Source organism: Actinomadura sp. 9N407, assembly GCF_044326315.1.
GTDB lineage: Bacteria > Actinomycetota > Actinomycetes > Streptosporangiales > Streptosporangiaceae > Spirillospora.
On the sequence record NZ_JBIRAW010000064.1, the window covers coordinates 1 to 13,745 of the forward strand.

General features: G+C 69.2%; 14 protein-coding genes. 10 read left to right on the top strand and 4 right to left on the bottom strand.

The window, feature by feature from the left end; translation table 11 throughout:
* Positions 1-592 precede the first annotated feature (592 nt).
* A complete protein-coding gene (locus ACH34Q_RS46640) occupies positions 593-1,405 on the bottom strand; it encodes an SDR family NAD(P)-dependent oxidoreductase (protein ID WP_395989711.1) in 813 nt (270 codons plus the stop codon).
* Positions 1,406-1,486: 81 nt separating this feature from the next.
* Between ACH34Q_RS46640 and ACH34Q_RS46645 the strand changes: the two genes are divergently transcribed.
* Positions 1,487-1,906 carry a MarR family winged helix-turn-helix transcriptional regulator gene (locus ACH34Q_RS46645; protein WP_395989712.1) on the top strand — a complete coding sequence of 140 codons (420 nt, stop codon included), beginning with the start codon at positions 1,487-1,489 and terminating at the stop codon, positions 1,904-1,906.
* A gap of 264 nt (positions 1,907-2,170) precedes the next feature.
* Here the strand turns inward: ACH34Q_RS46645 and ACH34Q_RS46650 are convergent, their stop codons facing one another.
* Positions 2,171-3,277 carry an epoxide hydrolase family protein gene (locus ACH34Q_RS46650; RefSeq protein WP_395989713.1) on the bottom strand — a complete coding sequence of 369 codons (1,107 nt, stop codon included), beginning with the start codon at positions 3,275-3,277 and terminating at the stop codon, positions 2,171-2,173.
* Positions 3,278-3,318: 41 nt separating this feature from the next.
* Between ACH34Q_RS46650 and ACH34Q_RS46655 the strand changes: the two genes are divergently transcribed.
* Positions 3,319-3,462 carry a hypothetical protein gene (locus tag ACH34Q_RS46655; protein WP_395989714.1) on the top strand — a complete coding sequence of 48 codons (144 nt, stop codon included), beginning with the start codon at positions 3,319-3,321 and terminating at the stop codon, positions 3,460-3,462.
* A 51-nt stretch (positions 3,463-3,513) separates the two neighbouring features.
* A complete protein-coding gene (gene nhaA, locus ACH34Q_RS46660) occupies positions 3,514-5,337 on the top strand; it encodes a Na+/H+ antiporter NhaA (protein WP_395989715.1) in 1,824 nt (607 codons plus the stop codon).
* Positions 5,338-5,442: 105 nt separating this feature from the next.
* Here nhaA and ACH34Q_RS46665 read toward each other — a convergent pair whose 3' ends face one another.
* Positions 5,443-5,892, bottom strand: coding sequence for an STAS domain-containing protein (locus ACH34Q_RS46665; RefSeq protein ID WP_395989716.1), 450 nt, complete (start codon positions 5,890-5,892; stop codon positions 5,443-5,445).
* A 918-nt stretch (positions 5,893-6,810) separates the two neighbouring features.
* On the opposite strand from ACH34Q_RS46665, the gene ACH34Q_RS46670 reads away from it, so the two are divergent.
* The 3 genes from ACH34Q_RS46670 to ACH34Q_RS46680 all read left to right on the top strand — a co-directional run bounded on the left by ACH34Q_RS46670 (position 6,811) and on the right by ACH34Q_RS46680 (position 10,808).
* A complete protein-coding gene (locus ACH34Q_RS46670; protein WP_395989717.1) occupies positions 6,811-9,558 on the top strand; it encodes an AAA family ATPase in 2,748 nt (915 codons plus the stop codon).
* Positions 9,559-9,653: 95 nt separating this feature from the next.
* Entirely contained in the window at positions 9,654-10,418 is a 765-nt protein-coding gene (locus ACH34Q_RS46675) for an alpha/beta fold hydrolase (protein WP_395989718.1), read from the top strand.
* A gap of 165 nt (positions 10,419-10,583) precedes the next feature.
* The gene (locus ACH34Q_RS46680) at positions 10,584-10,808 is read left to right on the top strand and encodes a hypothetical protein (protein ID WP_395989719.1); all 225 of its coding nucleotides are present in this window, start codon (positions 10,584-10,586) and stop codon (positions 10,806-10,808) included.
* Between the two features lie 124 nt (positions 10,809-10,932).
* Here ACH34Q_RS46680 and ACH34Q_RS46685 read toward each other — a convergent pair whose 3' ends face one another.
* On the bottom strand, positions 10,933-11,517 hold the full coding sequence (locus ACH34Q_RS46685; protein WP_395989720.1) for a TetR/AcrR family transcriptional regulator: 585 nt from the start codon (positions 11,515-11,517) through the stop codon (positions 10,933-10,935).
* A 138-nt stretch (positions 11,518-11,655) separates the two neighbouring features.
* Between ACH34Q_RS46685 and ACH34Q_RS46690 the strand changes: the two genes are divergently transcribed.
* The 4 genes from ACH34Q_RS46690 to ACH34Q_RS46705 form a co-directional block, all read left to right on the top strand.
* Positions 11,656-12,390, top strand: a complete 735-nt coding sequence (locus ACH34Q_RS46690; RefSeq protein WP_395989721.1) for an SDR family NAD(P)-dependent oxidoreductase — start codon at positions 11,656-11,658, stop codon at positions 12,388-12,390.
* 35 nt (positions 12,391-12,425) lie between these two features.
* The gene (locus ACH34Q_RS46695) at positions 12,426-13,049 is read left to right on the top strand and encodes an NADPH-dependent F420 reductase (protein WP_395989722.1); all 624 of its coding nucleotides are present in this window, start codon (positions 12,426-12,428) and stop codon (positions 13,047-13,049) included.
* A gap of 6 nt (positions 13,050-13,055) precedes the next feature.
* Positions 13,056-13,265: a hypothetical protein gene (locus ACH34Q_RS46700; RefSeq protein WP_395989723.1), complete on the top strand. Its 210-nt coding sequence runs from the start codon at positions 13,056-13,058 to the stop codon at positions 13,263-13,265.
* 19 nt (positions 13,266-13,284) lie between these two features.
* Positions 13,285-13,745: NADPH-dependent F420 reductase (locus ACH34Q_RS46705; protein WP_395989724.1), on the top strand; the 461-nt coding region annotated here is incomplete at its 3' end.

Sequence of the window (13,745 nt, forward strand, 5' to 3'; positions counted from 1 at the left end):
TGCGCCTCCAGAACCACCCGCCCGGCGAACAACGCGATACCGGCCTCGCTGAGAGCCCCGAGTTCGCCATCGGAGAACAGATCGGGTGGGACACCGTCCGGTACGACCGTCATCGGCGCAGTTTAGATGAGCTGCCAGTGTCGCCGAGGACGGCGTGGCCGTGCCGGTTGGTGATCAGATCGCGAATCAGGGAGGCGAGTGGCTCGGGAAGCACGATTGGAGTGGAGCCGAGGCGAATTCTTACCAGGTCATCGCGAGTGGTGATGTGGTCGAGAGTGAGACGGGTGATGGCAGCGGGAGTCTAGGCAAAGAGCAGGATCAAGAGGCCTGCGACGCGAACGACGGTGTCGAGGTTGTCGTCGTGGAGTAGTCGGCGGGCGTTGTCCCAACGGCGCTCCTGATCTAGCGGCCCGGCTGGTCCGGTCCAAAGAGATCACGATCGATGCGGTCGCCCGGCACGTCGGCTACGCCAACGCCTTCGCGCTGAGCGTGGCCCTCAAACGCGGACGCGGGGTGTCGCCGAGCCGCGATCGCTCGGGCGGGTGACACCCCTGGTCCGTCGGTACGGGCACGGTGCCGATCGTGCCGTGCGTCAAGCGATGTCGACGACCTTGTCCAGGCCCAGCCGACGGTTGAACGCGCCGGCCACCCGCGCGACGACGGTGCGCGGCAGCAAGCGCGCGGCCCAGGTCATGGCCCGGTTCACGCGCCGGCCCGGGTAGGACGCCGCACGCCGCCGGGCGTAGTCGTCGAGCGTGTGGGCCGCGACGGTGGCCGGCTCGTCGGCGGCCGGGCCGATCGTGGCCGAGGTGCTGTCGAAGAAGCCGGTCGCGATCGCGCCGGGGTGCGCCGCCATGACATGGACGCCGGTGCCGCGCAGTTCCTCGGCCAACGCCTCGGTGAAGGAGAGCACGAACGCCTTGGTCGCGGCATAGCTGGCCTGGTGGGGCAAAGGCTGGAAGGCCGCGGTGGAGGACACATTGATGATGCCGCCGGAACCGCGGGCGACCAGTTCGGCCCCGATCGCGTGGGTCAGCGCGAGCAGGCCGCTGACATTGAGCGCGACCGAACGCAACTGCGGCTCTAGCGGACGGGAGAGGAACGGGCCCGCACTGCCCATACCGGCGTTGTTGACCAGCAGATCGACGGTCAGGCCGCGGTCGCGCAGCTCCCGCAGCACACGCTCGGGGCCATCGGCGGCGGCGAGATCGCCGGCGATCACCTCGGCCTCCGGGCCGCCGTGCCGTTCCCGGATCTGCGCCGCGACTTCCCGCAGGTCGCCCACCGAGCGGGCCAGCAAGATCACTCGTGCTCCCCGGCGGGCCAGCTCCAGCGCGTACGCACGTCCCAGCCCCTTGGACGCACCGGTGACGAGCGCTGTGACACCGCGATAGTCATCCCGCATAAACCCTCCTAGAACTTCGAGTCTCGAAGTACTGACGCTAGCACGATCCTTCGAGTCTCGAATCACTACTAGGATGGCGGCATGACCGCGCCCGACCTTCACGCGGCCCTCGCCGCGACCCATGACATCTGGATGCGGACCGTCGACCTGGCCGGGCCGGCACTGGCCGAACACCGGCTGACCCCGGCCACCTTCCAGGCACTGTGGGTCATCGACCCCACCGAGCCGCCCCCTTCGATGAAGACCATGGCCGAGCGCCTGCACTGCAACGCCCCGAATCTGACCTTCATGGCCAACCAGCTCGCCGACCGCGGTTTGGTGGAGCGCGCCGTGGACCCGGCCGACCGCCGCTCCCGCGTCCTGGTCCTGACCGCCAAGGGCCGGCGGATCCGCGACGAGGTCCTCCGGGCCGCTCTGGAGAACAATCCGCTGGCGACGCTCAGCACCCGCGAACTACAGCAGTTCACAGCTCTGCTCAACCGCGCCCTCCGGCCCGGCTAGCACCAGATCAGGTGTTGGCTCGATGTCGGCTCGCGGGGACGAACCGGGGACGATCACTCCATCAAGCCGCCATCTGCATCCACTCAAACCGGCCCCGCCCAGCAACACCCGACTGACCGCCCTGTTGGAAGACAGCCGGCAACCCTGGTCGAGCATCTCTGTTCGCTGTGTCCGCCGGCGCAGTAAGAGATGTCGCGACCTGATCTTGTGCGACCGTGTGCGCACCCGGGCGAAACGCGTCCGAAGCCGGCTATCGCGGCAAGGTCAGGTCAGGTCGGCGAACTTCCGGATGTCGGTGGCGAGGAGGTCGGGCTCCTCCAACGCGGCGAAGTGACCGCCGCGGGGCATCTTCGTGTAGTGCACGACGTTGTGGTTGCGTTCAGCCCAGCTCCGGGGCGGCTGGACGAGATCGGCGGGGAATACCGCTAGGCCGGTCGGCACCGACACCTCGACGGGGCCGGGCGGGTAGTGCCTGTGCTCCCAGTACGGACGGAAGGATGCTGCGATCGCTCCGGTGAACCAGTAGAGGCTCGCCTGGGTGAGGATCAGATCGTCGCTGAGGCCCGAGAGCTGGTCGCCGTGGTCAGTCCAGGCGCGATACTTCTCCAGCATCCACGCCAGCAGCCCGACCGGGGAGTCGTTGAGCGCGTAGGCGGGCGTGAGCGGTCGCGTGCGCTGCAGGTGCTCGTATCCGCCTTCATCGGCGAACCACTGCTCCCCCTGGGCCAGGTAGGCCAGCTCTTGCTGGGTCGGCTCCGACTGATCGGCGGGGTCACCCACGGCGAGCACGTGGATGCCGGCGACAGCCTCGGGGTGGGCCTGCGCGAGCCGGGCGCTGATACCGGCGCCGAGATCGCCGCCGTGGGCGAGATACCGGCCGAAGCCGAGCCCGGTCATCAGCCCGTGCCACAACTCGAAGGTGGGGATGCTCGGCAGGTTCGACTGCTCCGGCGTGAACGGGAACCCAGGAAGGGACGGCACGATGACAGTGAAGGCACGCTCGCCGATCGCACCGTACTCGCTCGGGCGTGCCAGCCGCTTGGCGAGCGCGACCTCTTCGAGGAAGGTGCTCGGCCATCCGTGGGTGAGCACGATCGGCGTCGCGTCGGCCGTCTCTCCGTCAAATCGCAAGTACTGCACGGTTACGCCGGCGACCGTAGCCCAGGATGAAGGCAGTGCGTTGATGGCCCGCTCCTGAGATCGCCAGTCGAATCGGTCGGCCCAACGCTCCGCCAGGCGTCGCAGCGCATTCGGCTCGGTTCCTGCTCCCCAGCCCGTCATCGACCATGGGCGGGGCCATCTGGTGGCGCGTATCCTGCGGCGCAGGTCGTCCAGTTCTGACTCTGGGACGGCGATCAGCAGGTCCGGCATGGGCTCTCCTTCACGCCGACGGACCTCCATTGCACTTCCAGATGAAGGTCAAGCCGGATTGGCGAGTTCGAGGAAGATCGTTTGTTGCGCTGGTGGCCGCCGGACTGCCACCGTATGGCCTGCGCGGAGTCGATGGACTGCTGACCTATCGCAGTGGTCTGGAAAACGTCGTCAACGGGGCGTGACCAGACCCACGTCAAAGAGCCCTTCAGGCCGACCCCCGATGGGAGACACGCATGCCGGGACTCGCGGTGCGGGAGCGCCTGCGCACCGAGTCGGGCGCCGCGCTGCTGCTCGTCGCCGTGACGCTCCTGGCGCTGCTGTGGGCGAACTCGCCGCTCTCCGGCGCGTACGAGCACCTGCGGGAGCTACCGATCCATGTGGACATCGGCGACCTGCGCTTCGACATGGACCTGCAGCACTGGGTGAACGACGGGCTGATGGTCCTGTTCTTCTTCGTCGTCGGCCTCGAGGTGCGGCAGGAGCTGGCGATCGGGTCGCTGCGCCGGCGCAGCCAGCGCCTGGTGCCGTTGGTGGCCGGCACGCTGGGCGTGGTCGTACCTGCCCTCGTCTTCCTCGCCGTCGCCGGCCACGAGAACCCGGCCGGCTGGGGCGTCGTGGTCGGCACCGACACCGCGTTCGTGCTGGGCGTGCTCGCCCTGGTCGGGCCGACGATGGCAAGCCAGTTGCGTGTCTTCCTGCTCACGCTGTCGGTGGTGGACGACTTCCTCGCCGTCGGCATCATCGGCGTCGTCTACTCGGAGGACGTGCGCATCGCCCCGCTGCTGGTCGCCGCGGGCTGCCTTGGCGTGCTGTGGCTGCTGGGACGGATGAAGGCGTGGCGCAGCGCGCCGTACGTGCTGGTGGTCTTGGTGCTGTGGGGTGCCACCGTGCAGGCGGGCGTGCATCCGTCGATCGCGGGCATGCTCGCCGGGCTGCTGGTGCCCGCGCTCGCGACGTGGCGCGCCGATGTGCTGGAGGCCAGGAGCTTGTTCCGCGACTACTGGCAGTCGCCGAACGCGAGCGTCGCCCGTAACGCGAGCGTCGGTCTCGCGCGGTCGATCTCGGTGAACCACCGCATCCACGAGATGCTCCGCGGGCCGGTGTCGCTCGTCGTCGTGCCGCTCTTCGCCCTCGCCAACGCGGGGATCGACCTGCGGGGCGGCGCCCTCGGCGCGGCGCTCGGCTCCGTCATCACCTGGGGCGTCGTCGCGGGCCTGGTGACGGGCAAGGTCGTGGGCGTCAGCCTGGGGACGTGGGGGGCGCTCCGGGCCCGCCTGGGCACGCTGCCCGACGGCGTAGGGCCCGGCAGCGTCATGGGCGGGGCCGCGCTGACCGGCATCGGGTTCACGGTGTCGCTGCTGGTGGTGAACCTCGCGTTCGACGACCCGGCGGACGCGCAGGCGGCCACGGTCGGCGTCCTCATCGCGATGGTCGTCGCCACGGCGCTCGGGTGGGCGATCTTCACGCTGGCGCGTGTGCGCTACGGCGAGGCGAGCGCCGACCTGCCCGTCACACTCACCCCCGCCGTCGACGGCGAGCGTGACCACGTGAAGGGCGGCGAGGACGCCGCGCACACCGTGGTCGAATACCTCGACTTCGAGTGCCCGTTCTGCGCCCGTGCCACGGGGATGGGTACTGAGCTGCGCGAGTACTTCGGCGACCGGGTGCGGTACGTGGTCCGGCATCTGCCGCTGGAGGACGTGCACCCCCACGCCTATCTGGCGGCCGTCGCGGCGGAGGCCGCCGGGCGTCAGGGCCGCTTCTGGGAGATGCACGACCGGCTGTTCTCCCACCAGTCCCGGCTCGAGCCCGACGACCTGCGCGAGCACGCCGCCGCGAGCGGCCTCGACCTCGAGCGTTTCGACGCCGACATGGGCGACGAGGCCCTGCACGCCCGGGTCCACGGGGACGAGGACAGCGCCGCCGCGAGCGGGGCCCGGAGCACACCCACGTTCTTCCTGGACGGCGTCCGGCACCGCGGCCCCCACAACGCGCGCACCCTCATCGCCGCGCTCGAGGCGCACGAGATCGCCCCGGCCGCGCGACGCCGGTCGTGACATCCCGGCGGCCGGCACTGACGTCGAGTCTCGGCGCGTCAGGATGGCGTCAGGGGACTCCCGAGCCCGGCCCCAGGCCCACGACCACCACATCAGCTTGATCGGTCATGCCGTTCTACTCCTTCTCGCCGGTTCATCAACTCCGGTCACGGGGCCTGGACCCGTCTCGCGCGCGAGCATGAGCAGGTTGGGGATCTGGCTCCACCCCACCAGATCCATGAGCTTGACCAGATGGGGCGCGACCGAGCGCAGTACCAGCCGCCGATCCTGAATCTGCAGCCGGCACGCGGCGGCGGCCAGGGCACGCAATCCGCCGACATCGATGAAGCCCAGCTTCTCCACGTCGATCCACACGTCACCGGATCCGCGTTCGAGCATGCTCGACAGCGCGGCGGTGAAGGGGGCGAGCGTGCTGATGTCGATCTCCCCGTCGACGACCAGGTACGGCGGCTCGAAGACGCCGTCCAGGCGCAGCAGCGCGCTACGCACCCGCACACCCTCGACCGGGTTGCGTTCGAGAGCGAGCGATGCGGTTCCCACCGGTGCGGTGGTCATGGTGATCTCCTTGGTGTGGGTGAGGTTCCCGGTTCCAGGCGCTGGGTCGCGGGGTCTGGGCGTGCTCGCCTGCCGATGGTGGGCGGGGAGCGGAAGGTCGGATCGGCGCGCCTGAAGCCGCCGGCGGACCGCCACGTCCATGAACATCCAGCGTGCTGTTCTCCTGCTATGGGTTGCGGATACCCGTGCAGCAGGACCAGAGCCGGTCCCCGCCCTCCGCGCACGTAGTTGATCGCGACGTCGCCGGCTCGCACCCTCTGCTCACTAAAACCCGCCGGAACACGCGGCTCATCGCCTGTCCTGGACGGCCCCTTCGCGTCGGCGGCTGTACGGGGTACCTCCGTGGCCCGGACGGAGGCGGCCGGGGCAGGCCCCCGAGCACGCCGACCACCGCGATCGGCATGAGGGCGCGGCCGCGGACCTTCGGGCGCAGCATGGAATGGATCGATTTCACAGGCGTTTCCCTTTTCGATTCGACCGATGGTCGCGGGATACTGGGTGGATGAGGCGCCAATGATGGGATCGCCGTTCGGCAATTTCTGCACGGTCCGCCAGAGCATGTCCGGCCATCCACCGGCAACCCGGGATCGTTGCTCCATGAGCGCTATTCGTTCACGGCCACACCGTAGAAATCGACTCGCGTGCCCCGCGAGCGTCACCTGACTGCGTCACCGAGCGTTACGTGACAGGTGGGTACGATGCAGAGGCTGCTGTCGCCCCGATCGCACCGTGGTACGAAGTTCGAGGTATCGATAATGCCAGGAGCCCGCTACCGACCTTCACATGCCACCCGAATCACTACAGCAGGTGACCAGATGAACTGATCATGTACATTGGCCGGAACAGGTTGATATAAGCGCACGGCTGTGCGATAGGTTCGCTGGACAGGAGTCCGGGCGCCAGAGAGTATGGATTGATATGCCAGCGGACCGGTCGGTAGCGGCGTTGTTCGGGCGGGAGCCCGAACAACGGCTTCTCCGCGATTTCGTGGACGGTGTCCGCGATAGCGGTGGAGCAATGCTGGTGCGCGGCGAGGGAGGGATCGGCAAGTCGGCGTTGCTGCGGGAAATGGCGGGGGTCGCAGCCACCCAGGGTATGCGGATTCTTCGGACGACCGGGGCGGAGTCGGAGACGCACCTGCCCTTCGCCGGTCTGCACCAGCTGTTACTTCCGCTTCGCGCCGAGATCGGGGAACTGCCCCACCCGCAGCGCGACGCGCTGCGGGCCGCGTTCGGGTTGACCGATGCGCGGGCACCGGATCCGTTCTTCATCGCCTTGGCGGCGCTGAATCTTCTGAGTGAGGCCGCCGGCCGATCGCCCGTCCTGCTCCTTGTCGATGACGCGCACTGGCTGGACCGTTCCAGCGCCGACGTGCTCGCGTTCGTCGCGCGGCGGCTCGACTCCGAACCGATCGTGCTGCTGGCCGCGATACGCGACGGTCACCACAGCCCCCTGACCGGCGCCGGGCTGCGGGAGTTGTTCCTCGATCGGCTCGATCACACCGCTGCGACCGCCTTGCTGCACTCGTACGCCCCCGGGCTGACGCCGACGGCGCGCACACGGCTGCTGCGGGAGGCGGCGGGAAACCCGCTGGCCCTGGTCGAACTGCCGATCGCCGCGGACAGGCGGCGCGGGCAGGAAGGCGTGCCACCGGGGTGGCTCCCGCTGACCACCCGCCTGGAGCAGGCCTTCACCGCCCGCATAGCGGGGTTGCCGTGGCTGACGCGGACGATGCTGCTGGTGGTCTCGCTCAACGACAGCGCCGACCTTGCAGAGACCCTCGACGCCACCGCGGCGATCACCGGCGTTCCGGTCACGGCGGACGACCTGGCGCCCGCGGCCACCGTAGGGCTGGTCGAGGTGGACGAGGCCGGAGTGCGGTTCCGGCATCCGCTCATGCGCTCGGCGATCAACCAGGGGGCGAGCATCTCCCAGCGTCAGGCGGTGCACGCCACACTGGCCGACGTCCTCGCCAGCCAGCCGGACCGTCGGCTCTGGCACCGAGCGGTGTCCACATCCAGGCCCGACGAGGCCATCGCTTCGGAACTGTGCGCCGCGGCCCAGCGCGCGCGACAACGGGGCTGCCAGTTGCCGGCCGTCACAGCGCTGGAACATGCCGCCAGACTCAGTGGGAACCCCGTTCAGCGGTGTGAACGGCTGATCCAGGCCGCCGAGTACGCGACTGACCTGGGACGGCGCGATCTCGTCGTCCGGCTGCTGGGCGACGCCGAGCCGCTGGAGCCGTCCGCGCGGCAGCGGGCCCGAATCGTGTGGATCCGCGAGACCTTCGAGGACGGCATCCGCGACGACAGCGTGGCGGCGCAGGCCTTGGCCGATCTCGCCGAGAGCATGGCGGCACTAGGAGACACCGACCTCGCGCTGAAACTTCTGTCGAGTGCGTCCCTGCGGTGCTTCTGGGCTCATGCCGACTCGCGGTCAAGGGAGCGCGTCGTCGCCGTGGCCGAGGGACTGCCCATCGACGACCTGGACGGGCGGCTGCTGGCGATCCTGGCGTTCGCGGCCCCGATCGAGCGCGGCAAGGTCGTGATCGACCGGTTGCGGCAGCTGGCCGCGCACCCGGCCGGCAGCTCGCAGGCGGCCCGCCTGCTCGGCAGCTCGGCGCTGATGGTGGGGGCCTTCGACCTGTCGGAGGACTTCTGCGCCGCGTCGCTCCCGGTCCTGCGCGCGCAGGGCCGGCTCAGCCGGCTGGCACGCGATCTCGGGGCACAGGCATGGAGCACGGCCCGGCTCGCCGACCTGAGCGTGGCCATCCCCGCGGCCGAGGAGGCCGAACGGCTGGCGCACGAGACTTCCCAGCCGCTGATGCGGGCCATCGCCCAGGCCTCGGGAGCCATGGTCGCCGCGCTGCGCGGGGACCAGGGCCGCGTGGAGAGCCTCTCGGCGGCGGCCGAGCAGGTGGCCCTGCCGATCGGCGCCCGCCCGGTGCTGGCCACGGTGCAGCTGGCGCGTGGTCTGGCAGCGCTGGGTGAAGGACGCTATGCCGACGCCTACGACCACCTGCGACGGATGCACGATCCCGCCGATCCGGCCTTCCACCTGGCGCTGCGCTGCTTCGCCGTCGCCGAACTCGCCGATGCCGCAGTGCACTGCGGTCAAGGCCATGCGATCGCCGGCATCATGGAGGAACTGGAGACGATGGCTCTGGCCACGCCATCGCCGGCTTTGCACGCCGACCTGCGCTACGCCCGGGCGGTCTTGGCCGATGAGGCCGCCGCGGAGCCGTTCTACGAAGCCGCGCTCACGGCGGACCTGCGAAGATGGCCCTTCGTACGAGCCCGGGTCCAGCTGGCCTACGGCGAATGGCTCCGGCGCCAGCGGCGCACGGCCGAGTCACGGGCGCCTTTGCGGATCGCTCGCGAGACGTTCGACGCCCTGGGCGTCATTCCCTGGAGTGAGCGGGCGCGCCAGGAGTTGCGGGCCTCCGGCGAGAGCAGCCGCAGCCGCGGCCGCCAAGCACGCGATGTGCTCACCGCACAGGAATTCCAGATCGCCCAGATGGCGGCCGACGGTCTGACGAACCGGGAGATCGGCGAGAAGCTCTACCTGTCACATCGGACCGTCAGCTCCCACCTTTACCGGATTTTCCCCAAGCTGGCGATCACCTCGCGCTCCGAGTTGAGCACGGCCCTGCACACACCGGCCTGATCCCACCGAACGGCGCCCCCTTCGCTCGGGTGACGCTCAGTGACGCAGTCATGTGACGTACGCGAGGTGCGCGGGCGGCTTCCTACGGTGGGGCCATGCTCACACGCAGTTCGTTCAGAAACGGCAGCACGCCGACCATCGTGCTGGTGCACGGCGCTTTCACCGACGCCTCAAGCTGGTCGGATGTGATCGCTGACCTGCAGGCCGACGGGTTCGCTGTGACCGCGGTGGCCAATCCGCTGCGCGGGCAGGCCACCGACGCCGCCTACCTCGCCGGCGTCGTCGCCGCGATCGACGGTCCCGTCCTGCTGGTGGGTCACTCCTACGGCGGTGTGGTCATCACCCGGGTCGGAGCCCAGGCGGGCAATGTGGTCGGGCTGGTCTACGTGACCGCTTTCGCGCTGGAGGCGGGGGAGAGCGTGCTGGACGTGACGGGCCGCTTTCCCGACAGCCTGCTGGCTCCGGCGCTGCGCCCGGCCACCTTCCGCACCGGCGACGGCGAGGAGGCGGTGGAACTGTTCCTCAAGACCGACCGGTTCGCCGCGGTGTTCGCCGCGGACCTGCCCGACCGTTTCACCGCGGTGGCGGCTGTGGCGCAGCGCCCCATCGCCGCCGTGGCGTTCGAGGAGAGCTCCCCTGACGCGGGCTGGAAGACCCTGCCGTCCTGGTACGTCGTAGCGACCGCCGACCAGGCGATCCACCCCGCCGCCCAGCGTCACATGGCCCAGCGCGCCGGCGCGGACACCATCGAGGTCGACGGGTCACACGCGGTCGCGCTGTCGCAACCGGCAGCCGTCGCCGGCCACATCCGTACCGCCGCGACCGCGACCCAGGCGGTCAAGCACATCACCCGGTCATGACCGGCCGCATCCCGTACACCCACGAGCGACAGGAGCGACCGATGACCACACCGACCACTCCCGTCATCTTCATCCACGGCCTATGGCTGCACGCCACCTCCTGGTCCTCCTGGGCCGAGCCGTTCAGGACCGCCGGCTATGCACCGATCGCTCCCGGCTGGCCGGGTGACGGCGAGACCACCGCTGCTGCTGATCGCCAGCGGCATGGACCACACCGTCCCCGAGACCGTCACCAAGGCGACGCTCAAGCAGTATCGAAACTCCACCGCCATCACCGAACTCCAGAGGTTCCCCGACCGCGGCCACACCCTGACCATCGACCACGGCTGGCGTGAGGTGGCCGACGCCTGCCTGGCCTGGCTCGCCGGAAACGGCCTCCAGGCGAGCTGATAGCGACCCGCCGCGTAGCCCACCACCGGCCGCTGTGCGGTCGGTGCCGTCAGGAAGGGATCGAAATGGATTTGGGACTGCAGGGCAAAATCGCGGTGGTCACCGGCGCCGGCGGCGGAGGGAGCTACCGGGCAGGTGAAGTGGGGATGGCGCTGTCGATGAGGACGGCGGCGATGGCGGCGGCGGTGGGGAAGGATTCGCTGTTGAGGACTCGGGTGCGGGCCGAGGCGCCGTCGATGAGCAGCGCCAGTTGTTCGCCGAGTTGCTCGGGGTCGGTGGCGCCGGCTTCGCGGGCGGTTTCGGTGAGCCGCGCGGCGATGGCGGTTTTGTAGTCGCGTGCGTACTGGGATGCGGGGTGCTGGGGGTCGTGGAGTTCGACGGCCGCCGCGATGTAGGGGCACAGCGGCATGGACGCGGGGATCTCGAAGGCGGCGAGGAGTCGTTGGCGGGGTGTGAGGTCGGTGCGGTCGAACACTCCGGCCATGACGTCGGGATCGAACCGGCGCAGGTATTCGGCGACGAGTTCGTCCTTGCTGGTGAAGTGCTGGTAGGCCGTGCGCTTGGACACCTGGGCCACGGCGCAGAGTTGGTCCATGCCGGTGCGGTTGATGCCCTGGTCGCGGAACAGCTGCTGTGACGCGCTGAGGATGCGCTCGCGTGCGCCCCTGCCGCGGCGTCTGCCCTGGGGGCCCTTCTCCAACTCCGTCATGCCTCCAGTGTAGACCGTCCGGTACCGACCGGTGTACGTAGCTTGTGTTCCGGCCGGCCATCGGCTACGTTACGCACACTGCCTGGTGTACATAAGAGTCGGGCCGGTCCGGATACCCATCAATTCAACGGAGTGATCATGGGAAAGCTCGATGGCAAAGTAGCGGTGATCACCGGCGGATCCACCGGCATGGCGCTGGCAGGCGCCAAGCTCTTCGTCGAGGAGGGAGCGCACGTCTTCATCCTGGCCCGGCGGCAGGAGGTACTGGACGAGGCCGTCGAGCTGATCGGGCGCAACGTCACCGCCGTTCAGGGTGACGCGTCCGAGCTGGGCGATCTGGACCGCTTGTTCGACACCGTCAAGCGGGAGAAGGGCTCGATCGACGTGCTGTGGGCCAGTGCCGGGATGGGTGAGCCCGCCGTCCTCGGTGAGATCACCGAGGAGCAGTTCGAGCGTGCCTTCTGGCTCAACGCGCGCGGCACCCTGTTCACCGTGCAGAAGGCACTGCCGCTGATCAACGACAACGGCTCGGTCTTGATGACCGGATCCAACGCCTCCCTCGGCGCCTTTCCCGGCTGGAGCCTGTACGCGGGAAGCAAGGCCGTCCAGCAGGCCTGGGCCCGCGTCTGGCTCAACGAGCTGCGCGAACGCAGGATCCGGGTCAATGTCCTGACCCCGGGCCAGGTTGGCACCGCCAAGCAGGAAGAACTGTTCGACGAGGCGACCAGGTCCGCGTTCGAGTCCCTCATCCCCCGCGGAGCGATGGGCCGCCCCGAGGAGATCGCCACCGTCGCCCTGTTCCTGGCCTCCGACGACTCCAGCTACGTCAACGGCCAGGAACTGGTCGCCGACGGCGGCACCACCGCCATCTGAACCACCTACCTCCAAGCGGGAAGAGAGCACACCTCATGAGCAGCATCACCTTCATCGGTACGGGGAACATGGCCCGCACCATCGGCACGCTCGCGGTGGCCGGCGGCAACACCATCGAGGTCATGGGACGCGATCAGTCCAAGGCCGATGACCTGGCCAAAGCCCTGGGCGGCGGCGCGAGGGCGGGCAAATGGGGTGCCGTCCCGGCCGGGGACATCGTCATCACTGCCGTGTTGTACAACGGTGTCGTTCCGGTCGTCGCCGAGTACGGAGACGCCCTTGCCGGCAAGGTCATCGTCGACATCAGCAACCCCTTCAACGCCGCGTTCGACGGACTGGCCCACCACGAGGAGACCTCGATCGCGCAGGAGGTCGCCAAGGTGGCCCCGGCCGGCGCCAGCGTGGTGAAGGCATTCAACACCATCTTCCGCAATGTCCTGGAGAAGGGCCGTCCCGACGTCTTCATCGCCGGCGACAATGCGCAGGCCAAGGCGGGCGTGGCGGCGTTCATCGACAGCCTCGGACTACGCCCGCTGGACGCCGGCGGCCTGAAAATGGCGCACTGGCTGGAAGGAATGGGCGTGGTCACGGTGGGTCTAGCCGGCAACGGGGTCGGCCACGGTGACTTCGCCCTCGGCGTCAACGAGATCGCCGGCTGAGTCGCGATGGGGCTCGGTTCTGTCCTTCCCGTTGTCGGGCCCTTCGTCAACGACACCCTGTGGATCGGCGATCGCCTGGTCACGCCCGTTGATGTGGGCAGCGGCCATCTGACCCACGGGCCGCAGATGACCCGCTCCGTCAATCCGATGCTGCTGTTGGGCGTCGCCGCGGCGGCGACCGGCCGGATGCGCCCGAACACCAGCACGCTCAGGTGATCGCGCGTACCGGCCGGTTGTGACCACCGAAAGAACGAACGAATCGGCTGCCACGGAAAGCATCGACACGCATGACGGGGCGGGCATGCCGTTCATCTCAGACCAGAGAAAGAGAGCACGCACCATGAGCAGCATCAGTGTCATCGGCCTGGGGGGCATGGCTCACGCGATAGCCGCACGCGCGGTCGCCGGCGGCAACTCTGTAGAGCTCATCGGCCGCGACGCGGCCAAGGCGCAGGACCTGGCCGCGACGCTCGGTGGCGGGGCCACTGTCGGGACATTCGGCGCCGTCCCGGTCGGCGACATCGTCGTCCTGGCCGTGCCATACGCCAGCGCGGTGCCGGTCGTCGCCGAGTACGGGGATGCACTGGCCGGCAAGTTCATCATCGACATCTCCAACACGTTCAACGCCGATGCCACCGGGCTCGTCACCGCTGAAGGCATGTCCGGTGCGCAGGAGATCGCCAAGGCGGTCCCGGC

Bases quoted from the DNA above. Each gene is read 5' to 3' on its own strand.
- ACH34Q_RS46640 (WP_395989711.1), bottom strand. From the start codon at position 1,405: ATGCGGGATGACTATCGCGGTGTCACAGCGCTCGTCACCGGTGCGTCC.
- ACH34Q_RS46645 (WP_395989712.1), top strand. From the start codon at position 1,487: ATGACCGCGCCCGACCTTCACGCGGCCCTCGCCGCGACCCATGACATC.
- ACH34Q_RS46650 (WP_395989713.1), bottom strand. From the start codon at position 3,277: ATGCCGGACCTGCTGATCGCCGTCCCAGAGTCAGAACTGGACGACCTG.
- ACH34Q_RS46655 (WP_395989714.1), top strand. From the start codon at position 3,319: ATGAAGGTCAAGCCGGATTGGCGAGTTCGAGGAAGATCGTTTGTTGCG.
- nhaA (WP_395989715.1), top strand. From the start codon at position 3,514: ATGCCGGGACTCGCGGTGCGGGAGCGCCTGCGCACCGAGTCGGGCGCC.
- ACH34Q_RS46665 (WP_395989716.1), bottom strand. From the start codon at position 5,892: ATGACCACCGCACCGGTGGGAACCGCATCGCTCGCTCTCGAACGCAAC.
- ACH34Q_RS46670 (WP_395989717.1), top strand. From the start codon at position 6,811: ATGCCAGCGGACCGGTCGGTAGCGGCGTTGTTCGGGCGGGAGCCCGAA.
- ACH34Q_RS46675 (WP_395989718.1), top strand. From the start codon at position 9,654: ATGCTCACACGCAGTTCGTTCAGAAACGGCAGCACGCCGACCATCGTG.
- ACH34Q_RS46685 (WP_395989720.1), bottom strand. From the start codon at position 11,517: ATGACGGAGTTGGAGAAGGGCCCCCAGGGCAGACGCCGCGGCAGGGGC.
- ACH34Q_RS46690 (WP_395989721.1), top strand. From the start codon at position 11,656: ATGGGAAAGCTCGATGGCAAAGTAGCGGTGATCACCGGCGGATCCACC.
- ACH34Q_RS46695 (WP_395989722.1), top strand. From the start codon at position 12,426: ATGAGCAGCATCACCTTCATCGGTACGGGGAACATGGCCCGCACCATC.
- ACH34Q_RS46700 (WP_395989723.1), top strand. From the start codon at position 13,056: ATGGGGCTCGGTTCTGTCCTTCCCGTTGTCGGGCCCTTCGTCAACGAC.